Genomic DNA, 24,705 nt, shown 5'->3' on the forward strand with positions numbered 1-24,705 from the left:
AATGTTCAGTGGCGGGCGAGGGAGAGGAGGCGCGATGGACAGGCTACGAACGCTCAGGACCTTCATCTGCGTTGCGGAACAATCGAGCTTCGCCGAAGCGGGGCGGAGGTTGGGGATGTCGCCCACCACCGTGACGCGGACGATCGCGGCGCTGGAGTCGAGCCTTGGCGTTCAGCTGTTGAGGCGCACCACGCGCAGCGTGCGGCTAACCGAGGAGGGCGCGCTGTTCCTGGAGCGATGCCGGGCAGGGCTCGCCGAGATCGACGGCGCAGTGGACAGCGTGCGGGGCGCCCGGTCTGCACCGCGCGGCACCCTGACGGTGACGGCTCCAGTGATGTTCGGCCGGCTGCACGTGTTGCCGGTGGTAGTTGGGCTGATGCGGCAGTATCCCGAGCTTCAGGTCAGGCTGCTGTTGCTGGATCGGGTGGTGAGCCTGGTCGAAGAGGGCATCGATGTCGCCGTGCGCATCGCCGAGCTGCCGGATAGCTCGCTGCACATGCTGAACGTCGGCCAGGTACGGCGGGTGATGAGCGCGAGCCCGAGCTATCTCGCCGCACGGGGCAGGCCTGCTTCACTGGCCGATTTGCGTGATCATGACCTGATTCGGGTCGAGGATGAGATTGGCCCACATCGTGGGTGGGGGCTCGATGAGGTACGGCGCCCCGCCAGGTTGACGGTCAACCATATGGACGCGGCCATTGCCGCGGCGGTCGCCGGGCTCGGCGTGGTACGCACGCTCTCTTACCAGGTCGCCGAGGATGTCGCGGCGGGGCGGCTCGAGCATGTCCTGAATGACGATGCCGCCCCGGCGCTGCCGATTTCCTTGCTATTTCAGAGCGGCCGCCGGGACCACCCCAACGTGCGCGCCTTCATCGATGCCGCCAAGCAGCACCTGCAGGGGGTATCGCTGTAGCCTATTCACGCCTGATCCATTTCCGGCTCGCCCCGGTGTTGTACCAGTGGTATCACACCGGCCCAGACCGGCCAGCCATAGTCTTCGTCGTCATCCACCGGTGGTCCGTTGCGGACCTTGGCTGATGCCTCTTCGATGGGCAGACGCACCAGGCCGGTAGCTTTCAGTTCCTTGCCGTTGATGGGGCGCAGCTGTGGCCAGCGTCCGGGGCTGATCTTGTCGAGAAAACGCTCCAACTGACGGGTTTTTTCGGCGGGGTCGGTGACCGGTTCCGGTGTGCCAAACAGGGTGACCGAACGATAGTTCAGCGAGTGGTGGAACGCCGAACGGGCCATGACCAGGCCGTCTACATGGCAGATGTTGATGCTCACCGGTCGGGCCGGTGTGTCGGCCACATTGCGCGTCGAGGCAAGGCCGTGCCAGTAGAGCCAGCGGCCCTCCCGCCAGTGAGCGGTTGGGGTGACCAGTGGTGTCGCATTAGGCAGGATCTGGGCAACATGGCAGATCAGTGCATCATCGATGATGGCGTGCACGGTGGCCTCATCGTACACGGCGCGCTTGGCACCACGGACGACGCGGGTCTGATCGGTTGGGGTCAACTGGGTCATGGGAACTCCTGTGCGAAGACGAGTGAACACTCAGGGGGCTGATGTTCAGCGTGATGCACACAGGTTAGAGCGATATGGCCCGGTGGAGCATAGCCAGAATGCCTAAAAATGACCGGTCCAGTGAACGTCTCATGAGGAGCCGGCGAAGACTCCACGATGCCTGCACTGCACTGATGATATTTCTCGCAACTGGCCCTGGCGATACAGAACCTGGCTAGGGGCGCGTTCGCCGTGGTGGCAGGAGGCTTGGCCGACCGTTACGGTCAGCTGCGGGTGCTGCTGGGCGGTTGGTTCTATGAATTGCAGGGCCACTACGACGGTATGTGGATTGCGGGCATCCTGTTCGGCGCCATGGCGGTGGCACTTCACTGGCCGATTCGTGAAAGCGATGAACGCCAGCGCCTGCAGGCGGCCTGATGGACCGGCTCGCCGTGCTTATGCTGGATTGCGGGCCTGAGCGTTCAGTGACTGTTGTAGGAGTTCCATCGCCCGTTGCTGATAGTCGATGTCGCGGGCGGAAAAGCCCAGCAGAAAACCGCGATGTCGTGCCTGGCCTTCAGCCCAGTAGTGGCGGGCCAGGGTGTCCAGCTGCAGATGGTACGTTTCTGCCCGCTGGGCCCACTGCACATCGTCGAGAGGGCAGTCGTGGTCCAGTTCCGCGATCAGGTGCATACCGCTGCGACAGGGCCAGGGGGTGAGGGGCAGCCCGGCGCGGTGCAGCATTTCCAGAGACTGATCCCGGCGGTCCAGATACAGGCGGCGCATGCGTCGCAGATGGCTGGCGAATTCGCCACTGTCGATAAAGTGATGCAAGGCGGGTTGCAATGGCAGGGCCGCCGCTTGGCCGAGCGTCTTCTGGGTGGCGCGCAAGGGCTCGATCAGGGCTGGGGGCGCCACGATATAGCCCAGACGCAGGCTGCGAAACAGGCTCTTGGAAAAGCTGCCCAGGAGAATGCTGTGTCCGGTTTCATCGGCCGCGCTCAAAGGGGCCTGCGGTCGGCCTTCGTAGATGAATTCACTGTCATAATCGTCTTCGATCAGCCACAGAGAGTCGCCGTTTCGGCTGCGTGCGGCCAGGTGATCCAGCCATTGCTGTCGGCGGCGTGCACTCATCATGTGGCCCAGTGGGTATTGCCGGGCGGGTGTGACCAGAGCTGCCAGGCTGGCTGTGGATTGTGACGGATCCTCCGGGGCGTTGGGTATCTGTGCACCCTCGCTGTCCACGTTCAACGGCTTGGGCGTTAGTCCCAGGCCACGCAGGCCGTTGAGCACCGGCGGGTAGCAGGGGGTTTCGAGCCACACCGATGAGCGCTCGGGATGCAATCGGCGCAGGGTATTGAGCACTAGCGTCAGGGCATCCCGATTGCCGGCCGTAATCAGGATATGTTCGGGGGCACAACGCAGGCCGCGCAACGAGTACAGCATGTCGGCGACCGCCGAGCGCAGGGGTGGGTAGCCGCCGGGCAGTGTGCCTTCCATCAACTCGAGTGAGGGGCTCAACCAACTCTGGCGCAGACAGCGGCGCCAAGCCTGATTCGGAAAGTCCGCCACCGCAGCACCGGATTCAAAACGAATGATGTCGCGACCAGAGTCCCTGGCGGATATGTGCGTCGGTAGGCTGGCAGCATCTGGCGCTGCTGACAGCGGCAGGTGCTCGGCGACGAACAATCCCCGGCGCGGGGCCGACACCAGATAGCCTTCGGCCAGCAGGCTGTCCAGAGCGGTCTGGGTCGTCATCCGTGAGACGCCAAGCTCCGCTGCCAGCCGCCGGGAGGAGGACAGTCTGGCACCGATGGGCAGACGCCTCGACTCGATCAGCAGGCGGATTTGCTCATGGATCTGTCGGTGTGCTGGCACGCCGGAATCTGGCTCCAGGCTGATCGACAGGCTGGCCGCGTTGTGGTTTGACATGGTGTCCTTGTCTGCCCTTTGGAATCCGCCATGGCGTTGCCGCAGCGACGGCTGACCGTACATGATCGCACAGGCCTGCAAGACTTTGCCGTATCAGCTTCTGGCATCATCAACAGCGGAGCAAGGCCCGAGTGCAGCAGTCGATTGTCCATGAGCATGGATAGAGATGGCATATTTTGCGTCTTCTGCCCCGGCTGATGGTGCCCTAGCATCGGTCGCCATCCACTACGCAAGAGGAAGCATCGATGAGCAAGCGCGAGTTCTTTGTGACGCCTGGCTACGGGGAGAAGGCGCTGGATCTGCTGTATTACTCGCAAGCCGTGAAGGTCGACAACCGGGTGGAGACATCCGGGCAGGGCGGTTGGAACGATGACTTCGAGATCCCTGAATCGCTGGTTGAGGAGATCGAGCAGGCGTTCCGTAACGTTGAGCGAACGCTCAAGACCGCCGGTGCCGGCTGGGAGCACGTCATCCACGTCAACTCTTACCACGTTGGTGGCTTTCCGCCGGAAGTGAACGAGACGATGTCGCGGCTCTACCGACACTACATGCCCGGCCATGCACCGATCTGGACGCAGACGGGTGTCGAGGCGCTGGGGCTGCCAACGATGCGGGTCGAGATTCGTGTGACAGCGATCGTTGCCTGACCTGCCGCAGGGTGACTCGTGGCTGCGGTGGGCTGCCGGCTAGTCGTTGAAGGTGGCCAGTAACCACTCGATGAAGACCTTCAGCCGGGCGGTCTGGTGTCGGTTGGGCGGATAGAGAATATGGAACGGCATGCCCGGCCGAGACCACTCGCCCAGCACCGGCACCAATTCGCCAGTGTCGAGGTACGGCTGCACGCAGCGGCGAAAATGCTGCCCAACGCCGAGCCCGGCGAGCAGCATCGCCATCAGGCCGTTGCCATCGTTGGCGGCATAGTCGCTATGGGCCATCTCGAATCGCTCGTTCTCCTTCTCGAAGAGTAGCGGTATCGGCTTGCCCGTCGCGGCGATGAAATAGCCAAGTCGCGTGTGGCCTGTGTCGAGTTCCTTGGGATGCGCTGGCACGCCATGTCGTTCGAGATAACCGGGTGCTGCGCAGGTCACGTAATCCAGGTCGTTGAGCTGGCGCCCGACCATCGACAGTTCGTCGAGCCGGCCTGCGCGAATAACGCAATCCACGCCTTCACCGACGAGGTTTACTGCCCGGTCGCTGACGCCCAGCGCCACGCTGATGTCGGGATATGCTCGCTGGAAGCCAGCCATGGCGGGGATCAACAGGCTGGTGGCGAAGGCGGAGGGCGCATCGATACGCAAGTGTCCGCTGGGTGTTAGTCCGTTGCTGCGGATATCGCTGTCCAGCGAGTCCACTTCAGCCACCAGCCGCGCTGCATGCTGATAATATGCCAGCCCATCTGACGTTGCCGTTACCTTGCGCGTCGTGCGGTTCAGCAGTTTGATGCCGAGATGGCTCTCCAGATCGGACACCAGCTTGCTCAAGGTCGAGCGTGGCAGCGTCAGAGAATCCGCCGCTTGCTTGAAAGAGCCCGTTTCGGTGACGCGGACGAACGCCCGCATAGCGAGTAGTTGGTTCAATGTCATCATCCTGCTGATATGGGCGGGCGTGCGTTGGGTGAGTTCGAGCCTTTGGCATGGGCAGCGGCGTGGCTGGAAAGGCGTCGCCCTGGCCAGTTATCGTATCAGGTTCAGGCGCCTGCTCGAGCGCAACTGTCAGGTCGGAGGTCCAGCATTGACGTCACCGCAGTCGCACCTAGCGACTTTTCCTTTGCTGTTGCATGAGGGGCGTGCCTCGCTTCGCCCCGAAACACCCCATGACGCCAGCGTCATCGAGGCGGTTACCGTAGCGGCATTCCGCGCGGCGCCGCATAGCGATCATACCGAGCAGCATATCGTCAGAGCGCTGCGCGCGGCGGGGGCACTCAGCGTGTCGCTGGTCGCCGAGTGTGACGACGAGGTGGTGGGGTATGTGGCGGCGTCGCCGGTGGTCATCTCGGATGGCGCACCTGATTGGTTCGGGCTCGGGCCGGTGTCGGTGCTGCCGGGGTGGCAGGGTAGGGGAGTCGGCTCGGCGCTGGTGGAGGCGTGCCTGGCACGCCTGCAAGGGCGTGGTGCCCAGGGCTGCGTGGTGCTGGGTGAGCCGGGCTACTACACGCGCTTCGGTTTTCGAGTCGTGCCGGGGCTGGTGCTGCCGGGCGTGCCGCCGGAGTACTTCACGGCCCTCGCTTGGGGCGACGACTTCCCCCAGGGCGAAGTCTCCTACCATCCGGCCTTTGCGGCCACGGCCGGATGATCGCTGCTGACCGGTGAACGAGCTTGCTCTTGCGGTAACGCATGCCCTGTATGGGTAGAACACAGAAGGTTACGTCTTGCATGACACTCTCCGACCGCACCAACTGCCCCTGCGGCAGTGCTAGTCCGCTCGCCGGCTGCTGTGGGCGCTATCACGCCGGCGAGCCGGCGCCGACCCCCGAGGCACTGATGCGCTCGCGCTACAGCGCCTTCGTTCTCGAGCTTGCCGATTACCTGCTGGCGACCTGGCACCCGAGCACCCGGCCATCGAACCTGGAGCCGGACCCTGCGACGCTCTGGAAGCGTCTCGAGGTGCTCGAGAGCGGCGAGAAGAGCGAGCGGGGATGGGTGCATTTCCGCGCCACCTTCCGCGAGGGGCGGCGCTGGTCGATGCTGGAGGAGTCGTCGCGCTTCGTGCGCGAGGCGGGGCGCTGGTTCTATCTCGATGGCAACCCCGTCGTCCATCGGCTCAAGCCCGGCCGCAACTCCCCCTGCCCGTGCGGCAGTGGCCGCAAGTTCAAGGCCTGCTGTGGTGCCTCGCATTGACCGCGCAGGTGCCCGGCTCAGCCGTGTGGCATGAGCCGCGCGACCACGGCGATTGCGGCTGCGAGTAGCGGCACCCAGGCGCCCGGCGCCTCCAGCAACTGCAGGGTGGCGGCGCTGATCAGGCACCACAGGAGGGGGATGATCAGCAGTGCCCAGCCGCGCCGCGCTGATCGGGCCAGCGCCGCTAGGCCGAGCGTGGCGATGGCCAGCGGGTCGGGAGTTAGCCCTACCACCTCGGCACTGGCCAGGCCGTGGTCGTTCAGCAGGGCGGTGAGGGGATGCAGGAAAACGGCATAGGCCACGAGCCCCAGGCCAAAGGTACGTGGTGTCAGCCGCTGCGGTGATAGCACCAGCCCGCCGCGCCACTGGCTCAGGACGAGCAACAGCAGCGCCTGGAGCACGAAGAGCGGCACCACGTAGCGGATGCCCCAGTTGATGGGGACGTAGCGCTGCCACAGGAAGGCCCAGGCGACGAAAAGCCATCCCGTCGCCAGCAGAGGAACGACAAGACGTAGCGGCCCGGCCCTGGGTTGCCATAGCGCCAGGAGCAGGCCGACGCCCAGAGTCAGCGCTAGCAGTTGGGCCGGCCAAAGCGCCTGGTTGTGCAGCACGAAGAGGCGCTCGTAGACGTGCAGCGAGAACATCAGGAAGTCCGCAGGATGGTAGCTCCACCACTCGCTCATCGGCATGGCGCGTTACAGGCTCTGGACGTAGCTGGCCATGCGCCGGCGCAGTTCGGCGTCGGGTAGCGGTCCGCGGGCCGCTGCCAGGTTCTCGCGCACGTGCTCGACTTGGGTGGTCGCCGGAATGGTGCAGCTAACGGCGGGATGGGAGATGATGAACTTGAGGATGAACTGCGCCCAGGTCCGGGCGTTGATCTCGGATGCCCAGTCGGGCAGCGGCTCGCCCTCCAGGCGGCGTATCAGGCGCTTCTGCTGGAAGGGACGATTGGCGATTACCCCGATGCCGCGCTCGCGGGCCAGTGGCAGCAGGCGGTCTTCTGCCTCGCGGTCGACGATGTTGTAGGTGAGCTGCACGAAGTCGATGTCGGCCTCGCGTAAAATGCGCTCGATGGCGTCGTGGCGCCGACCGTGGGAGGTGGTGATGCCAATGTGGCGGACGTCGCCTTCGGCCTTCATGGCTTGCAGGGTTGCCAGGTTTCTCTCCCAGGCGAGCAGGTTATGCACCTGTAGCAGGTCGAATCGCGGCACCCCCCAGTCGCGCCGAGAGGCCTCGAGCTGTGAAGGTCCTTCGGAGGGACTGGAGGTCCATATCTTGTCGGCCGCGTAGACGCGGTCGGTGGCGTCAAGCTCGGCGAGGGCATGGCCGATGGTGGCCTGGGAGGAGCCGTACATCGGCGAGGAGTCGATCATCCGTCCGCCCTCGGCGAAGAAGGCCGCCATCACGGCCGTGCATGCCTCGAGCAGTGCCGGGTCGTCGCCGACGTTGAAGGTGATCCAACTGCCCAGCCCGACCAGCGGTAGCGACTCGCCGGTGGCGGGCACCTCGCGTATCTCGCCTGACTCGCCGCGTGCGATGAGTGGCGGTAGCGCCGAACCGGCGGCGAGGGCCAGCAGGCCACCGAGCAGCCGCCGCCGCGACAGGGGCGGGGGTTCCACTAACATGGGGGCTCCTGATGGTCGTCCGCAGAGTGCAGTGTAGACGACAGGAGTGTTGGCGTTACCATGGGGCTTCTTCGGCAGGTCCACAGCCAGTATGAGATTGTCGAGGCGGATCGTGTTTTGCGGGCTTTGTGACTGGCCCTACCATTGGTGTACCGACAGGATGGCTATATGGAGCTTCGGATAGTACGGCGACTGATCCCTGAATGGGGCACTACCTATGGCCCCCCGGGGGAGGGCCCTTTTCCTGCCGTGATGGTTCTGCATGGCTCGGAGGGTGCCTGGTCCGGTTGGAGTCACCGCAATGCGGCGATCCTGGCGGCCCATGGGTTCCTGGCCTTTCCTTTCGGCTATTCCAGCGGTGGCAACGCCTGGAATGCGGGGCATATCGTCGACTGTCCACTCGATCGCACCGCCCAGGCGCTGGCTGCGCTGCGAGAGTTTCCCTTCGTCGGGCCGCGAGTCGGCCTTTACGGTGTTTCGCGTGGTGCCGAGCACGCCCTGTTGCTTGCCTCTTTGATGGCCAAGGAGGCGATGGCAGGGCTTCCAGAGGCCATTGCCGCACACAGCCCGCCCGATGTGGTGTGTGGTGGTTTCGATGCGCGCAGTTTTCGCGATGCCGGCGATCCCGGTTGGCAGTCATGGGATGGCGGCAAGCGCGCCTGGACGTGGAAGGGTAGCGCAGAAGGGTTATTGCCCACGACGCCGATCGAGGTCGAGCGGTACCCTGGGCCACTGTTCCTCTCCCATGGGCTGAAGGACAGACTGTGGTCGGTGGATATGACGAGGCGATTGGAGAAGCGACTCCTGGCCCACGAGCGCCAGCCTGACGTCCATTACTACGAGGGCGAGGACCACCTGCCGGGAAGCGAGGGCGAGAATCGTCATCATGAACTGCTGATCGATTTCTTCGAACGACACCTGGGCTAGCCGCGTGGCGCTAGTCGGTAGGGTTGGTCGATCAAAGAGGCCATTGCGGCCTGGCTGCGTTAGGGCTGCGCAAGGAAAAGCAGGATGAAAACGGCAGGCGAGGTGGTGCGCGAATTCTGGCGGCTGATGGCAACGAACGACTTTCACTCGGTGGTGGCGGTGCTTGCGTCGGATTTCGTTCTCGAGTGGCCGCATTCCAATGAGCGTATTCGTGGCGGCGAATGTTTCGCACAGATGAATGCGGAATATCCTGCCCACGGCCGCTGGCAGTTCACGACCAATCGTTTCGTCGAGGGCGATGATGAAGTGGTGACGGAGGTCGCCATCACCGATGGCGTTCAGTCGGCTACGGCCATTTCATTCTTCACGGTGGAGAAGGGCAAGATAACCCGGCTGGTCGAATACTGGCCCGAGCCATACTCGGCACCGCCAGGCAGGGAGCATTTTGTCGAGCCGATCGCGTAGACGTGGTAGGTGAAGCCCGCCGCGTCGAGCGCTGCTCATGGTTTGCCTGTGGCACAAATAGAGCACTAATAGTGAGCAAAACTCAGGAAAGGTAAACCAGGCTATGTCAGCCGGCACTGGTGCCGCTGCGGTTGGCAAGCCAGGTCTCCAGGTCGCGGGGCGGCAGCGGCTTGGCGAGCAGATAGCCCTGCACCTCGTTACAGCCCAGTTGGCTCAGGCAGTCGAGCGCCGCTTGGTTCTCCACGCCCTCGGCGACGATGCTGTAGCCCAGTTCATGGGCCATGCGGATCATCGACCCGACCAGGGTCTGGGTCCGCGCATCCTCTTCCAGGTGAGCGATGAACGAGCGGTCGATCTTGACGATGTTCGCCGGTATCTCGTGCAGGTAGGAGAGGCTGCTGTAGCCGGTGCCGAAGTCGTCGATGGCGATCAGGGTGCCCGCTGCGATCAGCGCATCGAGCTGGGTCGCCGCGGCCTGGCCCTTGCCAATCAGGGCGCTCTCGGTCACCTCCAGCTCGATGGCGTCGGCGGGCAGGTTGGCCTGGTGTCTGGCTCAGAGCCGTACCAGCATCTTGCCGGTGTTGGCGCCCTCGAACAGCGCCAGGAAGGCATCCGGCGTGCGCTCGAGGCCCTCCTCGATGGTCTCGGCGTAGTCGATCTCGCCATTGGCGACCTGCGGGCCGACCTCTTCCAGAAAGCGTGGATAGTCGTTCCAGTGGTCGAAGATGATGAACCCCTGCATGCGCAGGCGCTTGATCAGCACCATGGCCAGGTTACTGGGTCCGGGGGCCGGCCCTTCGGCGTTGTAGCGGGCGATCATTCCGCACACGGCGATGCGACCGCCGGTGCGCAGGGTGTTGAGCGCCGCCTCCAGGCACACGCCGCCGACGTTTTCGTAGTAGACATCGAAGCCCTCAGGGCAGGCCGCCTGAAGCGCCTCGGTCAGCTGCTGGGCGTTGCGGTCGCGATAGCTCACCGCCTCGATGCCGTGGGACGCAAGCCACTCGAGCTTCTCGGGCGCCCCGGCGATGCCCACCACGGTGCCGCCGCGGGCCTTGGCCAGCTGCACGGCCAGCGAGCCCACCGCGCCGCTGGCGGCGCTGACCAGTACGTTGTCGCCTTGCTGCATCCCGGCGATCTGGTAGAGGCCGGTCCAGGCAGTCATGCCCGGCATGCCAAGCACGCCGAGGTAGGCCTGCTCGGGGACCTCGATGCCCGGCAATGGCTCGACCTGGTCGCCCGGCAGCTGGGCGATATCCCGCCAGCCGGCCATGTGGCGTACCTTGTCGCCGACGGCCAGGCGCGGATGTCGAGACTCGATGACGTCGCCAACTGCGGCGCCTTCCAGCGGCTCGCCGAGGGTGAAGGGGGCGATGTAGGTCTTCACGCCGCTCATGCGTCCGCGCATGTAAGGGTCTACCGACAACCAGCTGTTGCGGATGCGCACCTCGCCCTCGGCGAGATCCGGCAGCGCGGTTTCGTGTAGCTCGAACAGCTCGCGACCGGGTGTGCCCTGGGGGACGTCGTTGATGGTGAAGTAGCGTGACTGCATCGTGGTCTTCCTTGATACAAGAATGAACCTGCCAGTCTAGGGTAGGGGGCGGCGCCCAGGCCAATCATCAATGCCTGCCATTACCGCTCACGATCCATTGGAGCGCTGGTAGCTTTACCGGCAGTTCGTCGCACCATAGTGGTCAATGTCGCCATGCTCTTCTGCGAACGACTGAGTGCCATCGCAACGCCGGCACCGATAAGGACTGCAGAAATGACCTCCAGATTGCCTGTTGGTTCGCCAAGGAAGACGGCTCCGAGCACCAGGGTTACCAACGGAATCAATGCCGGGAGGGTGGTGCCTGCAATCGGCCCAAGGTGTTCTGCAGATCGGTTGAAAGCGAAAACCGCGACGGCACTAACCAGAACACCCTGGAATATCGCTTGCGTCACAATGTCGGATACCGGGGCGGCAGGCAGTTGTTTGGGCAGGGCGATGGCGTAAATCGGCAGGTAGAGTATGGCGGAGCCCACAGCAATGATGGCGGTGGCGTGTAGAGCCCGAATACCGAACCGTCGAACCATCAGTGCATAGCCTGCCCACATGATGCCAGTGAGAACCAGAACAAAGTATCCGACTGGCGATGCCCCTTTACCCAGCAGGTTCGCGAACAAAGACGTACCGACAAGGATGGTCATGATGCCCAGAGTCCTTACTGGGCCGATCTTGTCGCCAAACACTTGCCAGCCCAACAGTATGGAGACAATCGCCATGACTCCGGGATTGATGGAGCCCGCCGCAAATGCCGGGGCAGTTTGCAGTGCGAACGAGACCAGCAGGATATACGGTGCCCCGAAGCCGACCACCATGGTCAGGGCGCCCGCTGCGCCCAGTCGTTCCAGGGCAAAGCCGTGCCGATAGATGACTGGCGCCAGAAGCAGCGCGGCAACGCCGAAACGCAGTGCAGTCAGATCGTAGGCATTTAGGCTCGTGGTTACGCCCAGGCGCAGCATGACCAGTGACCCGGACCAGATGGTAATGGCGGTGGCGGCCCAGACAAGACCGGCGGCATGCTTTTTTGATAACGGAAACATCGTCTCCCCTGCTGTCTTCGTTTCGGCAAGAGTAGATCTTGAGAGAGGTTGAGAAAAACGATATATAATCAATTTATGAATGAGAAAACATCAATCATGCAGGCGCAGGAGTCGCATTCTGCCAATCGGACGCTGAATCTCGACGCTGCCCGAACCTTCGTGGCGATTTGTGAAACGGGAAATTTCCGACGTGCCGCCGCGCGCGTGCACCGGTCGCCTTCGGCGGTGAGTCTCCAGATAGGCAAGTTGGAGGAGCAACTTGGCGTCCGGCTCCTGCATCGTGATGCGCGTCACGTACGTTTGACCCACCAGGGAGAGCGCCTGCTGGGGTTTGCACGGCGTCTGGTGGGGATCAGTGACGAGGCGATGGCAGCATTCCATGGCTCTCCATTGACCGGGTCCCTGAGCGTAGCTGCACCGCATGATCTGGGTGCCTCCCTGGTCCCGAGCGTGCTACGCCGATTGGCCGAAGCTCATCCACGGATTCGTGTAGACGTCCGGCTCGACACCAGTGAAGCCGTGCAGCGACTCTTCATGGAGGGTAAAGCCAGTCTTGCGTTGTTCAATGAGGTAAACGCGCCGCAGATGCCAGCGCGTGACCTGTTCTCCGAAGAACTGGTCTGGTTGATGCGTGATGGTGGCCGCGCCGTGGAGCAGGATCCTCTGCCCCTTGCGGTGGCGGAGATCGGCTGTGCCTGGCGCGATGCGGTGCTGGGTGCACTGGAGAAAGACGGCCGTTCCTATCGCGTTGCGTATTCCAGCGATACCTCGATGGGGCAGGTCGCATCGCTGCGCGCTGACCTTGCCGTGGCGGCTCTGCCCCGATCGCTGGTTGACCACGAACTGGTCGAAGTCCCCAGGCACTGGGCGTTGCCAGCATTGGGGCAGACCCATATCTACTTGGCCGATGACGGCAGCGATACGGCCAAAGCGTTCGCTGAGTTGATAACGCCCGACCTGCGCCGGGCATAAGCCCATCATTTTCGTTCTCCCAGACGACTGCTCCAGTCTTCGGTCTGACCGGTTTCTAGACGGCGAGCCGCGAGGCGCTGCCAACCATCGCTGAGACCTTCCAGCACCGACATGGCTTCCAGGGCACGCCGGTCCCTTGTTTTGGTGTAGAGCACAGTTATCAGGCGAGAGATCGGCCAGAGCGGGTTGGGGCGGTGGAGAAGGTGGAGTTGATCGTTTTCCCGGACCAGGCCCGGTTCGAGAACGCGGTAGTACCAACCGGTTTTTCCGGAGTGTTGCAGGCGTCTTGCCATGTCCGGAACACCGAAACGGGTATTGAGCTTCCAGCAGGGCTGGCGTGCCTGGGACACCTGAATCACGGTATCGCCAAGGGCCCATTGGTCGCCGACACAAATGTCATCTTCGTTCATGCCTGCTACCGAGAGGTTTTCCCCGAAGGCGCCGGGTTGGCCGAGGACATCCAGATCTCCCAGTTCTTTCCGCCAGAACGCATAGTGATCCAGGCAGTACTGATGCACTGCCTTTTCTATTCCCCCATGGCGCTTTGGATCTCCCTGTTTGTCGCCTATGAAGCCGGTCAGCCCGAGCTCGGCACTGGCAACCGGAGATTTTCGGATGCCACTGGGGACTGCCCGTGGTCCCAGGGGGGCAACGCCACCAATCAGCAGCCGGTTCACGGACTGTTTCAGGCGCATTGCGTCAACCACCTGTGAAAGACTTCCCTGGCCACGGGTTCAAGCCTGGGCAGGAACCTTTGCGCCGCCGTCCGCATGGCTGCCACATCCGTGCCAGCGGAGGCCAGTTCATGGCAGTGGCCAACAAGCCAACGTTCAAAGCCCTGCAGGGGTACTTCCAGATGAAACTGCAACCCCAGTACCTGGGAGCCGTACAGGAAGCCCTGATTTGTACATACGGGCGTCTGAGCCAGGGTGGGTAGCCGGCCATCTATCTGACAGGCTTCACCGTGCCAGTGGAGTACCGCTTCTGCATCGGCCAGAGGGGCCAGCACGGATTGGTGACCGGCTTCGGTCATGGTCAGCGGCGCGAAGTCGATTTCCTTGCAGTCCATGGGCTCTACTCTGCCACCCATGACACGTGCAATGATCTGGGCGCCAAGGCATATGCCCAGCAGGGGCCGCCCGCTTGCAATCTGGCGCTTGGCCAGGCGCTGCTCTATGGCAAGAAAGGGATAGGCGTCGACATCGTTGGCGGAGAGTGGTCCCCCGAGGATAACCAGCAGGTCCGGTGTCATCCGCTCCAGCTCATTCAGGTCATCCACTCCCACATCCCAGTAATAATGGTGGTAACCATGATCAGCCAGGACGGGGGTCAACAGGCCAAGGTCTTCGAAATGGATATGCCGAATGACATGTGCAACCTTCATGTTGACTAAATGTCCTATGCCAAATAATATAATGTCATGGATAAACAATATCTGGAAGGAAAAACGGCTGTCAAGATTGCTGAAAGCATTGAGCATGCCATTCAGTGCGGGCGTCTGACCGCAGGCGACTCCCTGCCATCCGTCCGTGAGGCCGCCATGATGCTGGACGTCAACCGAAACACGGTGGCGCAGGCCTACTCCCGATTGCGTGAGCGCGGCTGGGTCTATGGGCGTGGTCGGGGTGGTACCCGGGTAATGCCGATGCATAGGGAAGGAGAGGCACTGGGCGAGGCGCCCGTCTTCCCGGGTGTTGTTGATCTCGCTTCTGGCAATATCGACCCCAGGTTGCTGCCGTCCCTGAAGCGGGCCGCAACAGAGGTAGACTGGCAGCAGACCGGCTACGACCGGTCCGGAGAAGACCCCGAACTGCTTGGCCTGTTCCGAGACATGCTGGCGCGTGAAGGGGTGCCGGTGGCGTCGATGATGCTCGGACATAGTGCCCTGGACCTCATCGAGCGGGCATTGCGGGTTCGGACACAGGTCGGGGAGAAGGTCCTGGTCGAGGACCCTGTCTGGCCACCGTTGCTCGCATTGCTGCGCTCCCTTGGCCTCGTGGTGGAGCCCGTGCCACTTGACGATCAGGGAGTCATCCCGGAGGCGCTTGCGGACAGGCTCGGTGCCGGTGTGGCAGCCGTCGTCCTGACGCCGCGTGCTCAGAATCCGACCGGTATCGATCTCCCTGCCGAGCGTCTTGAGCGGATTCAGGTGGCGTTGCGGGATCACCCGCGGACACTCCTGGTCCTGGACGATCACTGGGGTCCCCTGTCCGAAGCGCCACCACCGGTTATCGCCTCCGGTGCTCCCGCCTGGCTGCTGGTACGATCCGTGTCCAAGTTCCTCGGCCCCGACCTGCGTCTGGCTGTTGCCTGCGGCGATGCGGATACAGTCAACCGAATGGCCCGGCAGTTTGCCCTGGGGCCGCGCTGGATCAGCCGCCTGGTCCAGCGGATTGCCGTGGCGCTCCTACGCGATGAACAGACTGACACGCAGTTGCAGACAGCCAGGGCCATGTACGCCTCACGTCACAAGGCACTGGTCGATGCCTTGCGCCGGCACGGGCTCCCGGTTAGCTCCGGCTCCGGCGTCAATCTATGGCTCCCCGTGAAGAATGAAGCAGCGATGGTTGAACGCATGACGGCGCACGGATACCGGGTTCAGGCGGGTCAGCCCTTTCGGCTGCGGGCCGGGCCCGGTATCAGGATCAGTGTCGGCAATCTTCCTGTCGAAGAAGCCGACGCCGTGGCCAAGGCCCTTGCGGACTGCACACAGAGTGCCTCGACGCCAATGGTGTAGAGGTAGCATTGCCTGAACACGTAAAATACCCACCTGGTCAGCATGTTCATTGAAAGCCGTTCCACCTAAGGAGCCAACGTCTCCTGCTCACAAGCCGGGCATATCAACATGGCATGTATACCCTGAAGTGCTGTGAAATGGCTCCCGACAGACGGGGCGACGCCGGCATCTTCCAAGAGCTCTGTGTATCGAAACGAGACATATTGAGCCCCCCGCTATGGTGGATCAAGTCGCTGCCAGGTCGCGATATATGTGAAATCCGACACCCACAGCGCATTTGGCTGAGTCGGTTGAAACTGCTGCCGCACCAGGTCCGCCGGAGGGGTTTTGTTGGGATCTGGCACGGTCGATCGGACCGGCGTGCCTCTCACCACGCCACGCAGCTCCATCCTGGAGCGCGAATGATTGCCGCCCCAGAGGGCCACCAGGCCCAGCATCGATGAGGCCGGGAAGCTGGATACCGATCTGCTGGCCGAGCCAGGGATGCGGCCAGGGTGACGCAGTGGGGAAAATCGAGCCTAAAGGGAGGAAGGATCGCGCATTACACCATCATGTGTTATCATCAGGTGATAACTGTATGGGTTGAGGTGAAAGTGCTGGGTGAATATACAACAGATCCAGGCTTAGAAACCCTTTTAGACCTTAATGGAGAGGTCTTCCCTATGGAGAAGGGGGCTATTGGACAAAGTTCGAGGCTTGGAAGGTCGATCCTAGTGAGAAGATTCCTCATGGGGTTAGGTACTCTATAACCCTACACGATAAGCATAACAAGAGGATACTTGGATATGACAACGCTCATGCCATAAAGCCTAAAAGAAGGAATTTTTCAGCAAAAAAGAAGACGTGGGACCACAAGCATAAGATGGAAAGCGTTGAGGACTACGAATTTGAGAGCGCCGGGAAGTTGCTAGAAGATTTCTGGAACGAAGTTGAAAACATATTGGCTCTGAAATAGGTGCGAGATGAAAACTAAAGTCATGACAGTAGGCATCATCTCAAGAGAGGACTATCGCAAGCGCACTATCGCTATTGCGAAAGGGGAATATAAGCCAAGGAAAAATGAGCCAAAGGTATGGTTCGAGTCGATCACCTCCATGGCTCAGGTTCTTAATAGCGACAACCAGGAATTATTGAGGACAATAATTCACAACAAGCCGTGTTCCATTTCCGATCTTGAGAAAATGACTTCAAGGAAGAAATCAAATCTCTCCAGGACATTAAAAACCCTAGAGAAGTACGGGATAGTTGATCTAAAGCGAGAGGGCGGAAAGGTCGTGCCAGAAGTTAAGGCAACAGACTTCAATGTTCAATTTGGACTTCACTACAGCCACCCGGTAAATGGTGAGAACACCCTGGCAGTTTGATTCCAACGCCCTCCTTATACCATAAGAGGATCACCAGGCTTCTTTGAGGCCCTGGAGAACCCGCCACCGCCCGACGCGCCGCCTTCGTCCACCGCCAGGAGAGGCGCCTGGCAGCCCTGGACGCATCCGTTGCGCGGGGTCTGGCCGACGCTGAGTCCGGTCGCACGACGTCGGCCCACCCGTAATTGATCGCCTGGAGGAAAAAATGAATCCAGGAAACGAAGAACCGGCGCGGTGGCCGGGTTCTTCACCCCGACTGGGGGCCTTTAGAAGGAGTAGTTGAGCGTCGTGGTGGCGTTGAGGGGGGCGCCGTAGACACCGTAGTCGTCGAAGTGGCTGTAATACGTCTCGTCGAATAGGTTGTTGATATTGACCTGCATGGCGAGCTGCGGAGTGAACTGATAGCGCCCGAACAGGTTGGCCAGGGTGTAGCTGCCTTGGTCGATGCGCTGGGGGCCATTCGGTCCTGCAGCGTCGGCGACGAAGGTGTGGCTCTGCCAGTTGAGGCCGCCGCCAATCGTCAATGCCTGCCACTGCGGAACGCGATAGCTGGAGAACAGCTTGACCTGGGTGCGCGGTCGATCGGTGCTGTAGGGGCCATCGGCATCGGTGGCCGTGTAGTGGGTGGCGCCGAAGGTCATGTCCAGGTCGCGGGTGAGCGCGCCGCTTACCTCGAAGTCCACGCCACGGCTCACCACGCCCCGTGCTGCATGATAGGTGGTTTGGGTCGCGCCCGGAGCGAGCGGATCGGCCTGGGCGACGTTGTCCTGTTCGATGCGGAACACCGACAGCGAGGCATTCAACAGGCCATCGAACCAGGCCGCCTTGAGCCCTGTTTCGTAGTTCTTGCCGACGATCGGGTCGAGGAGGCGGCCGCTGGCGTCGCGGTACTCCTGGGGTTGGAAGATCTCGGTGTAGCTGGCGAAGACAGACCAGGTATCGTCGATGTCGTAGATCAGGCCGCCGTAGGGCGTGATCTCATTCTGCGCTTGGGTGTCGGTGCCTCCTGCGGCAGTCCAGCTGCTGCCGCTCCAGTCGCTGTAGCGTGCGCCGAGGATCAGCGTCAGCGGGTCGGCCAGCGAGAAGCGGGCGGCGCTATAGATGGCCTTCTGGCGCACGCTGGTGCCTTCCGAGGGGGCGAAGTCGGGCCACTGCTGCGCGGGGCTGGAGCCGTCCCAGTGGTTGAAATCGCCCGGGTCGAATCCCGCCGTGAAGGTGTTCTCGTAGTCGTTGGTCTGTTCGCTGTAGCTGCTGCCGATGACCAGCTCGTGCTGGCGGCCGAGCAGGCTGAACGGGCCATTGGCATAGGCGTCGAGCGCATCCACCTCCCGTTCACCGCGATTCCAGCCGGTGAAATAGTACATACCCTGGCCGCTCGCGCGGTCGGGAAAGCCATAGGGGTAGGCGAGCTTGGAGTCCAGATTGGTCACGGCGTGCGTTGCCGCGCCGCGTAGAGTCCAGTCGTTGGCGAAGCGGTGCTCGATGTCGGCAAAGACCTTCTCCGACTCGCGGTCGTTGTAGGACCAGTCCGGTGCCACGCTGAAGGAGCGGGAGTAGTGGGTTTCGCCGCCGTCGGCATACCACAGCGGTAAGCCACCCCAGGTAGGCGATGAGTGGCGTCCGCGGTGATAGTCGTAGCCCACCGAGAGGGTGGTGTGCTCGCTGACGTCGGCATCGATCACCGCATAGCCGAACTTGGTGCGCTCGCCAAAGCGGTCGAGGTGTGAGTCGCCTTCCTCATAGCCGCCGATAAAGCGCGCACGCACATCGCCGGACTGCGTGAGCGGGGTGGTGACATCGGCCACCGTGCCGCGCTGGTTCCAACGTCCCAGCGAGCCCGACAGCGAGCCGGTGAGTTCGCGGCTATCGGCGCGCTTGCGGACGAAATTCACCGAGGCGCCGGGGTTACCGGCTCCGGTCAACAGGCCGTTGGCCCCACGCACCACTTCGACGCGATCATAGATCGCCGCATTGAGCCCGCCTTCACCGAAGTCCCAGCGGTTATCGGTGTTGAGCGTGGGCAGGCCGTCATACTGGTAGCTATTGATCCGGAAACCCCGGGAGAAGAAGCTGACGCGGCTGCTGTCGATCTGGCGAGCGGAGACACCGGTGGTGTTGGCGAGCACATCCTCGACGGTGCGCAGGTTCTGGTCTGCGATGCGCTGCTCGGTGATGATGCTGAGCGCTTGAGGAATCTCTTTCGGGCTCAAGTCGAAGCGGGTGCCGGCAGTGGTACTGCGGCGGGTATAGCCCACGTTCTCGTAGAGATTCTCACCGGTGACGGTCACTGTCTGCAGTGATGTCGTGTCGTCTGCGCTGTCGGATTGTGCCAGCGCGCCGCTCGAGGCGCCAAGCGTGGCCGAGAGCAGTGCGATGAGTGAGATATCTCGCCAGGCGAGGGGAAAGTGGGAGGTCGGGTGACCGGGCGCCCGAGGCTGGGTCAAGCTCAAGGCATGACGCGACGAGGTTTTCATTGAGATCCCTTGAGGTGCGCTCTCTAGGCGCTTGCTTGTTGGTTCTGTGTGGAATGCGAGAATAGAATCATGTGCAAATGATTCTTTAGTGTCAATTCTTATGAGAATCACTAGCAATTGTGTGGGGCGCTCCCCCTGCCTCGAGGGCCTCTTCCGTGACGCTATCGGCATGCTAGTCTAGCCCTCCCATTGATCCTCAAAGGCATGCCCTCCTTGCGAACCGATAGTCGCCTTTCCCGCATGCTGCATGTGCTGCTGCACATGGCGCGTCAGGATGGTCCCATCACCTCCGAACAGATTGGGGTGATGCTCGGCACCAATGCCGCGGTGGTGCGGCGCACCATGGCGGGTCTGCGCAAGGCGGGCTACGTATGTGCCGAGAAAGGCCGTCACGGTGGCTGGCGGATCGGCTGCGACCTGAACCGCGTTACCCTGCTGGATGTGCACCATGCCGTCGGCGGGCCACGCATCTTTGCCATCGGCACCGACCGCGACAACCCCGATTGCGTGGTCGAGCAGGTGGTCAATGAGGCGATCTACGAGGCCATGCGCGAAGCTGAGGCGCTGCTGATCGAGCGCCTGGGGGCGGTAACGCTGGCCGAGCTGGCGAGGCAGTTCGATGAGATCGCCACTCGACAAGGCTATCGCTTCCCCACTCACTGACTGACCCATTGCGATGGCATATTGACGCCTGCGCCTTTTAATGTATCAATTGAAGATACATTAAATTCGGCGAGGAACTAGGAATGACACTCGATGCGGTGATAATCGGCGGCAGCTATGCGGGAATGGCGGCGGGGCTACAGCTGGCGCGGGCGAGGCGGCAGGTACTGGTGGTGGATGCGGGCGAGCCGCGCAATCGCTTTGCCGCGCACTCCCACGGGTTTCTGTCCCAGGATGGCACGCCGCCCGCTGAGATCGCAGCCGACGCTCGCGGGCAGCTGATGGAGTACCCCACGGTAGAGTGGCGCTCGGGCAGGGTAACGTCGATTACCGGCGAGGCGGAGGATTTCACGGTCGGCCTGGCCGATGGAGGCACCTTCCAGGCACGCCGCATCATCTTGGCGGCAGGCGTTACCGATGAGCTGCCAGACATTCCCGGGGTGGCCGAGCAGTGGGGGACACGTGTCTTTCACTGCCCCTACTGCCACGGCTATGAACTCGGCCAGGCGGCTATCGGCGTGCTGGCGTCCTCCGAGCTTGCGATGCACCACGCCTTGATGCTGCCGGACTGGGGTACCACCACGCTGTTCTTGAACGCGGCCTTCGAGCCCACGGCGGACCAGCTGGCCCAGCTGGATGTGCGCGGTACCCGCATCGAACGCGGTTTGGTGTCGCGTCTTCAGGCCGGGCGAGGCGAGGGGGTGGAGGTGGTGCTGAGCGATGGGCGTCAGGTCCCCCTTGCCGGCTTGTTCGTGGCGCCGCGGCTGCGTCTGAGCCCGCTGGTCGCGGAAGTTGGCTGCGAGCTGGAGGAGACGCCGATGGGGAATCTGGTCAAGACCGATGCGATGCAGGCCACGTCGATCCCCGGCATCTTCGCCTGCGGCGATATCGCCCGCGCGGCAGGTTCGGTGACCTTCGCCGTCGCCGATGGCGCCATGGCAGGGCTTTCTGTGCACCGCTCGCTGATGTTCGGCTTGTCATAACGTGCACTCAGCGGCCTGTGGCCTTGCGACTGCTCTCCGGTGAGAACGAATGCGACTGGCATTTGGCCTGGGCAGGGTGAACAGCCTTCTCCCTCACGGGGCCGGCAAACCGAGGTGGGTGCCAAGCTAAGCCTGCCCGACGGCCGGCTGGGGCCCACTCTGGGGCTGTTCGATATTCGCCGCCGCAACGGCGTGGGCTACGTAGATAGAAGGACATCATGAATCGCAAGGGGGCGGCGGCCAGGTCAGTGGCCGCCGTCAACTGCGTCGTCTTACTTGGGCCGGCGGACGGCTCTCACCCTCCCTCGGTTTCCGTCTCCGCAGAAGAACCGGTCGCTGCCATCGGACTCGAGCCCCGATACGCCGATTCCATGGGGCATCTCGAGTATCTGCAGGACTTCTCCCGTGCGGGGGTCGACTTGTCTCAAATCGCTCTCATCCCCTTCCCAGGTGCCGTGCCAGAGTTCTTCGTCGACCCAGGTGACTCCGGTGACGAAACGGCTGCATTCGATGGTGCGAAGAATGTCTCCCGTTTGCGGATCGATCTGCTGGATCTTTCTGTCCCGATATTGCCCGACCCACAGCGTCCCTTCGGCCCACGCGAGCCCTGAGTTACCGCCGGCAGGTGCCGGGATGGTAGCGATGACACTGCCATCGCTCGGATCGATCTTCTGGATTCGATCCTCGGCGATCTGGAACAGGTGCTGGCCGTCGAAGGCGGTACCCGCATGCGCGGCGACATCGAGTGAGCGCCACGTTTCCCCACTTGTCGGGTCGAGAGCAGTTAGCTTGTCGCCGATGGCAAACCAGACGTGCTGACCGTCATAGGTGACGCCATGTACGTTGTCGACGCCCGGAAAGGGGCCATACTCGCGGAGGATTTCGGCTGTTGAACGGTTCATGTTTTTTACCCCGATTATGCTGGTTGCTTGGTATGCGTCTCCATCCTAGCCAGCGGGTAAGGGAGCCGGGAGTAACAAGGTTGTCGTGAATCCTGGCACGGGCGGGGTCAGCCAACGACGCGCTCGCCCGCGACCGAACGATTGCACTTTACCTGCCGTGGCGAGTGAATCGAGCGCGCGTTGCACGGTGCGCTGGCTGACACCGAGCGCAAGCGCCAGGGCCGAGCTGGACCACGGCTCGCCGTCGCTGAGCAGAGCCAGCACATCGCCATGCTGGTCTTCGATGGGCCGTGCCAGCACCACGACCTTGCGTGCGCCGTGCGGCACCAGCTTGAATCCTCGCTTCGTTGCGCTCACCTCGGCCAGCATCCCAAGTTCTGCGCGAAGTCGCCCGACTTCGACACGCAACCGCGCGCGATGCGACTCATCGGCGAACCTGGTGCGGAAGGCTTGCGCGATGAGCGTGCCCCTTGGCACGTCTCCCGGCCAGGCCTCGCCCAGCAGGCGTGCGAGCGCGAACAGTACCGGTCGCGTGGCGAGCGAGACTGTCGTGTCAGGGTCACGCACGACATGGCGGCAGGCGTCTACTACGAGTGCCTGCGACGCCAGTAGCGCTTCGACTTCTTCGAGCAGCAGGAGCCGCTCCCCATCCTGCTCAATCAGGCGTGCGGCGGGGGTGTTCAGCACGTTACCGGCACTTTCGACCTCCGCTGTCAGTGCAGCAATCCCGGCATGGCGCGCGGCGCTCTCGGCTCTGGCGAGCGCTGCACGTGCCATCTTCGTCCGCAGGCGGCGTATCGCGATCCCCGCCACTACCAGTTCATGGGCAGCGCTCAATGCAGTAGGGAAGGGGGTGGGGTCGAGCCCGGCTAACGTATGTTCTGCGTCGTCCAGTCGCCCGAGCAGCAGCAGGCGCCGTGCCCCGAGGTAGCGCGCATAGGCGGCGTTCACTCGGTCACCATGCGCCTCGAGCGTTACCCGTGCCGTGTCGAGTGCTTTCGCGGGCCAGCTCAGGTCGCGCGAGACGAGCGCAATCTCGGCCTCGGCGACGGAGCACCTTGCGCGGGCCACAGCTTCTTTGGCACCGAAGGCGCGAGTTGCACGTCGCAGCAGCGTCTTCGCTCGGTCGAGATCGCCAAGTTGCGCCATCGCGATTCCTCGTAGTGCGAGCGCCGGCGCATCGTCGCGCAACGCGACCCGGTTCAAGGCACCAAGGGGATCGCCCGCCATCAGCGCACGGCCAGCGGCCGTGATCAATGAGTCCATCGCAATCCTGCCTTGTTACTCCCGGCATTTGATCGTCCGGAACCCACTATATCGCATGGCCTCGACAGATCGGGCGCCTGCTGGCACAGCTACGATGCGTTTGGCGAGACGCTGGGTCAATGTGAGAGAGGGAGACCACAAATGCGGACGGCGGCTGAGCAGTGCCCTACGGAAAATGGTGGAGAAGGATATTCCAGACAGATCGTCGTTGTGACAGCCATAGATGTTATTGTTATGTTATAACATATGCAATGCGGCAACAGCACGACATGTGCGGCAGCGCTTCCCGAATCCACTCGCCACTCGAGGGTGAAACCATGAACCAAGGCGTCTTTGACCAGGACAGCAAACTGCCCGTCACCGTGTTGACCGGCTTTCTCGGCAGCGGCAAGACCACGCTGCTCAACTGCCTGGTTCGCCAGCCCGCCATGCAGGGCGCGCTGGTGGTGATCAACGAATTTGGCGATATCGGGCTGGATCATCGGCTGCTCGCCGAGAGTGACGAGAACACCGTTGTGGAAATGAGTAGCGGCTGCTTGTGCTGCACCATTCGCGGCGACTTGAGCCGCACCGTGCAGGAGGCCAGCGAAGCACTCGAGCGGGAAGGCAGTGAACCCTTTTCGCGGGTGATCATCGAGACCACCGGGCTGGCCGATCCGGCACCTATTCTGCATACCCTGATGACCGACCACTGGTTGGCGCAGCACTTTCTCATGGATGGCGTGATCTGCCTGGTGGATGCCGCCAACGGCATCTCGACATTGAACGCCCACCGCGAGTCCCAGCGCCAGGCGGCGATGGCCGACCGCTTGCTGATCACCAAGACCGATCTGGTCGACGAGGAGCAGTTGTCGCGGCTCGCCAGCCAGCTGGCGACGATTAACCCGGCCGCCGAGCAGTTGCAGGTGCGGCATGGCGATCTGCCGGCCGTGTATGTCACCGGGGAGGGGTTGCCCGCCGGGCGTTACTCGGCAGAACGCTGGTTGGGCGCCGCGTCCTACCAGCAGGTCGCGTCGGCCCCTGGCCTGGCGTCGCCAGGGGCCGGCTCCCTGGTGCCGATGATGCAGCCTGCCGGCGCCTTGGCCCATGCCACCCCCGACCTCAGCCGCCATGGCGAGCAGATCCGTACCTTCTGCTTCACGGTCGAGGACCCTATTTCCGCCGAGCTGCTGGAGGATTGGCTGGACCTGCTGATGTCACTGCTGGGGGAGAAGATCCTGCGCGTGAAGGCCATCGTCAAGCTGGTTGGGCGCGAAAAGCCGCTGGCCCTGCACGGCGTGCAGCATATCTTTCACCCACCGGAGCCGCTGCCGGTGGAGGCCTGCCGCGACGGCGTCTCGCGCTTCGTGTTCATCACCAACGGCGTGACGCCCGAGGCGGTGACGCAACTCTTCGACTACTTCCAGCCCGCTGGGGATCAGCCTGGCCAGGGATCGGTGAGTAGTGCATACCAGAGGGCCGAAATATAGATC

The 24,705-nt window shown here is 62.7% G+C and carries 26 protein-coding genes and 2 pseudogenes; 14 read left to right on the forward strand and 14 right to left on the reverse strand.

What is annotated here, in order from left to right; all coding sequences use genetic code 11:
• The first annotated feature begins 34 nt into the window (after positions 1-34).
• Positions 35-913: a LysR family transcriptional regulator gene (locus CK498_RS14440; protein ID WP_095621562.1), complete on the forward strand. Its 879-nt coding sequence runs from the start codon at positions 35-37 to the stop codon at positions 911-913.
• Between the two features lie 5 nt (positions 914-918).
• On the opposite strand, the gene CK498_RS14445 is transcribed toward CK498_RS14440, so the two are convergent.
• The gene (locus tag CK498_RS14445) at positions 919-1,521 is read right to left on the reverse strand and encodes a pyridoxamine 5'-phosphate oxidase family protein (RefSeq protein WP_095621563.1); all 603 of its coding nucleotides are present in this window, start codon (positions 1,519-1,521) and stop codon (positions 919-921) included.
• Positions 1,522-1,767: 246 nt separating this feature from the next.
• On the opposite strand from CK498_RS14445, the gene CK498_RS14450 reads away from it, so the two are divergent.
• On the forward strand, positions 1,768-1,938 hold the full coding sequence (locus tag CK498_RS14450) for an MFS transporter (RefSeq protein WP_141246957.1): 171 nt from the start codon (positions 1,768-1,770) through the stop codon (positions 1,936-1,938).
• Positions 1,939-1,956: 18 nt separating this feature from the next.
• On the opposite strand, the gene pdxR is transcribed toward CK498_RS14450, so the two are convergent.
• Complete coding sequence (pdxR, locus tag CK498_RS14455; protein WP_176475802.1) at positions 1,957-3,432, reverse strand: MocR-like pyridoxine biosynthesis transcription factor PdxR; 1,476 nt, start codon at positions 3,430-3,432, stop codon at positions 1,957-1,959.
• 245 nt (positions 3,433-3,677) lie between these two features.
• On the opposite strand from pdxR, the gene CK498_RS14460 reads away from it, so the two are divergent.
• The gene (locus tag CK498_RS14460) at positions 3,678-4,079 is read left to right on the forward strand and encodes a RidA family protein (RefSeq protein WP_095621566.1); all 402 of its coding nucleotides are present in this window, start codon (positions 3,678-3,680) and stop codon (positions 4,077-4,079) included.
• A gap of 39 nt (positions 4,080-4,118) precedes the next feature.
• Here CK498_RS14460 and CK498_RS14465 read toward each other — a convergent pair whose 3' ends face one another.
• Positions 4,119-5,009 carry a LysR family transcriptional regulator gene (locus CK498_RS14465; protein ID WP_095621567.1) on the reverse strand — a complete coding sequence of 297 codons (891 nt, stop codon included), beginning with the start codon at positions 5,007-5,009 and terminating at the stop codon, positions 4,119-4,121.
• Between the two features lie 154 nt (positions 5,010-5,163).
• Between CK498_RS14465 and CK498_RS14470 the strand changes: the two genes are divergently transcribed.
• The gene (locus tag CK498_RS14470; protein ID WP_229359084.1) at positions 5,164-5,724 is read left to right on the forward strand and encodes a GNAT family N-acetyltransferase; all 561 of its coding nucleotides are present in this window, start codon (positions 5,164-5,166) and stop codon (positions 5,722-5,724) included.
• Between the two features lie 80 nt (positions 5,725-5,804).
• Entirely contained in the window at positions 5,805-6,269 is a 465-nt protein-coding gene (locus CK498_RS14475) for a YchJ family protein (RefSeq protein ID WP_095621568.1), read from the forward strand.
• 17 nt (positions 6,270-6,286) lie between these two features.
• Here CK498_RS14475 and CK498_RS14480 read toward each other — a convergent pair whose 3' ends face one another.
• Entirely contained in the window at positions 6,287-6,952 is a 666-nt protein-coding gene (locus tag CK498_RS14480; protein WP_095621569.1) for a DUF6064 family protein, read from the reverse strand.
• 12 nt (positions 6,953-6,964) lie between these two features.
• Entirely contained in the window at positions 6,965-7,894 is a 930-nt protein-coding gene (locus CK498_RS14485; RefSeq protein WP_095621570.1) for an aldo/keto reductase, read from the reverse strand.
• Positions 7,895-8,146: 252 nt separating this feature from the next.
• Between CK498_RS14485 and CK498_RS14490 the strand changes: the two genes are divergently transcribed.
• The gene (locus CK498_RS14490; RefSeq protein WP_229359100.1) at positions 8,147-8,821 is read left to right on the forward strand and encodes an alpha/beta hydrolase family protein; all 675 of its coding nucleotides are present in this window, start codon (positions 8,147-8,149) and stop codon (positions 8,819-8,821) included.
• 84 nt (positions 8,822-8,905) lie between these two features.
• Positions 8,906-9,286 (forward strand): nuclear transport factor 2 family protein, encoded by a 381-nt coding sequence (locus CK498_RS14495; RefSeq protein WP_095621572.1) that lies wholly within the window; start codon positions 8,906-8,908, stop codon positions 9,284-9,286.
• A 106-nt stretch (positions 9,287-9,392) separates the two neighbouring features.
• Here CK498_RS14495 and CK498_RS14500 read toward each other — a convergent pair whose 3' ends face one another.
• The 3 genes from CK498_RS14500 to CK498_RS14510 form a co-directional block, all read right to left on the reverse strand.
• Positions 9,393-9,821: an EAL domain-containing protein gene (locus CK498_RS14500; protein ID WP_095621573.1), complete on the reverse strand. Its 429-nt coding sequence runs from the start codon at positions 9,819-9,821 to the stop codon at positions 9,393-9,395.
• An 18-nt stretch (positions 9,822-9,839) separates the two neighbouring features.
• The gene (locus tag CK498_RS14505; RefSeq protein ID WP_095621574.1) at positions 9,840-10,838 is read right to left on the reverse strand and encodes an NADP-dependent oxidoreductase; all 999 of its coding nucleotides are present in this window, start codon (positions 10,836-10,838) and stop codon (positions 9,840-9,842) included.
• A gap of 80 nt (positions 10,839-10,918) precedes the next feature.
• A complete protein-coding gene (locus CK498_RS14510; protein ID WP_095621575.1) occupies positions 10,919-11,872 on the reverse strand; it encodes a DMT family transporter in 954 nt (317 codons plus the stop codon).
• A 75-nt stretch (positions 11,873-11,947) separates the two neighbouring features.
• On the opposite strand from CK498_RS14510, the gene CK498_RS14515 reads away from it, so the two are divergent.
• Positions 11,948-12,844 (forward strand): LysR family transcriptional regulator, encoded by an 897-nt coding sequence (locus CK498_RS14515; RefSeq protein ID WP_095621576.1) that lies wholly within the window; start codon positions 11,948-11,950, stop codon positions 12,842-12,844.
• 5 nt (positions 12,845-12,849) lie between these two features.
• Here the strand turns inward: CK498_RS14515 and CK498_RS14520 are convergent, their stop codons facing one another.
• Positions 12,850-13,539 (reverse strand): MOSC domain-containing protein, encoded by a 690-nt coding sequence (locus CK498_RS14520; protein WP_176475803.1) that lies wholly within the window; start codon positions 13,537-13,539, stop codon positions 12,850-12,852.
• Positions 13,530-14,228, reverse strand: coding sequence for a glutamine amidotransferase (locus tag CK498_RS14525; protein ID WP_095621577.1), 699 nt, complete (start codon positions 14,226-14,228; stop codon positions 13,530-13,532). Before CK498_RS14525 ends, CK498_RS14520 begins: the two co-directional genes overlap by 10 nt.
• 36 nt (positions 14,229-14,264) lie before the next feature.
• On the opposite strand from CK498_RS14525, the gene CK498_RS14530 reads away from it, so the two are divergent.
• Positions 14,265-15,581, forward strand: a complete 1,317-nt coding sequence (locus tag CK498_RS14530) for an aminotransferase class I/II-fold pyridoxal phosphate-dependent enzyme (protein WP_095621578.1) — start codon at positions 14,265-14,267, stop codon at positions 15,579-15,581.
• Between the two features lie 140 nt (positions 15,582-15,721).
• On the opposite strand, the pseudogene CK498_RS26595 reads toward CK498_RS14530, so the two are convergent.
• A pseudogene (locus CK498_RS26595) lies at positions 15,722-15,970 on the reverse strand (hypothetical protein); the annotation flags it as partial.
• Between the two features lie 296 nt (positions 15,971-16,266).
• Here CK498_RS26595 and CK498_RS26600 point away from each other — a divergent pair.
• Together CK498_RS26600 and CK498_RS14540 are read left to right on the forward strand one after the other, a co-directional pair.
• Positions 16,267-16,536: pseudogene (locus tag CK498_RS26600) on the forward strand (toxin-antitoxin system TumE family protein); the annotation flags it as partial.
• A 7-nt stretch (positions 16,537-16,543) separates the two neighbouring features.
• On the forward strand, positions 16,544-16,945 hold the full coding sequence (locus CK498_RS14540) for an HVO_A0114 family putative DNA-binding protein (protein WP_229359086.1): 402 nt from the start codon (positions 16,544-16,546) through the stop codon (positions 16,943-16,945).
• Between the two features lie 266 nt (positions 16,946-17,211).
• Here CK498_RS14540 and fhuE read toward each other — a convergent pair whose 3' ends face one another.
• Complete coding sequence (fhuE, locus tag CK498_RS14545) at positions 17,212-19,419, reverse strand: ferric-rhodotorulic acid/ferric-coprogen receptor FhuE (protein WP_095621579.1); 2,208 nt, start codon at positions 19,417-19,419, stop codon at positions 17,212-17,214.
• A gap of 213 nt (positions 19,420-19,632) precedes the next feature.
• Here fhuE and CK498_RS14550 point away from each other — a divergent pair, with 213 nt between their 5' ends.
• Together CK498_RS14550 and CK498_RS14555 are read left to right on the forward strand one after the other, a co-directional pair.
• Positions 19,633-20,082 carry an Rrf2 family transcriptional regulator gene (locus CK498_RS14550; RefSeq protein WP_095621779.1) on the forward strand — a complete coding sequence of 150 codons (450 nt, stop codon included), beginning with the start codon at positions 19,633-19,635 and terminating at the stop codon, positions 20,080-20,082.
• An 83-nt stretch (positions 20,083-20,165) separates the two neighbouring features.
• Entirely contained in the window at positions 20,166-21,065 is a 900-nt protein-coding gene (locus tag CK498_RS14555) for an NAD(P)/FAD-dependent oxidoreductase (protein WP_095621580.1), read from the forward strand.
• A 272-nt stretch (positions 21,066-21,337) separates the two neighbouring features.
• Here the strand turns inward: CK498_RS14555 and CK498_RS14565 are convergent, their stop codons facing one another.
• Entirely contained in the window at positions 21,338-21,967 is a 630-nt protein-coding gene (locus tag CK498_RS14565; RefSeq protein ID WP_095621582.1) for a Vgb family protein, read from the reverse strand.
• 45 nt (positions 21,968-22,012) lie between these two features.
• Positions 22,013-23,233, reverse strand: a complete 1,221-nt coding sequence (locus CK498_RS14570; RefSeq protein WP_095621583.1) for an HTH domain-containing protein — start codon at positions 23,231-23,233, stop codon at positions 22,013-22,015.
• A 317-nt stretch (positions 23,234-23,550) separates the two neighbouring features.
• On the opposite strand from CK498_RS14570, the gene CK498_RS26190 reads away from it, so the two are divergent.
• On the forward strand, positions 23,551-24,702 hold the full coding sequence (locus CK498_RS26190) for a CobW family GTP-binding protein (RefSeq protein ID WP_176475804.1): 1,152 nt from the start codon (positions 23,551-23,553) through the stop codon (positions 24,700-24,702).
• Positions 24,703-24,705: the final 3 nt, after the last annotated feature.

The sequence above is a fragment of the Halomonas salipaludis genome, from assembly GCF_002286975.1.
GTDB classification, from domain to species: Bacteria; Pseudomonadota; Gammaproteobacteria; order Pseudomonadales; family Halomonadaceae; genus Franzmannia; species Franzmannia salipaludis.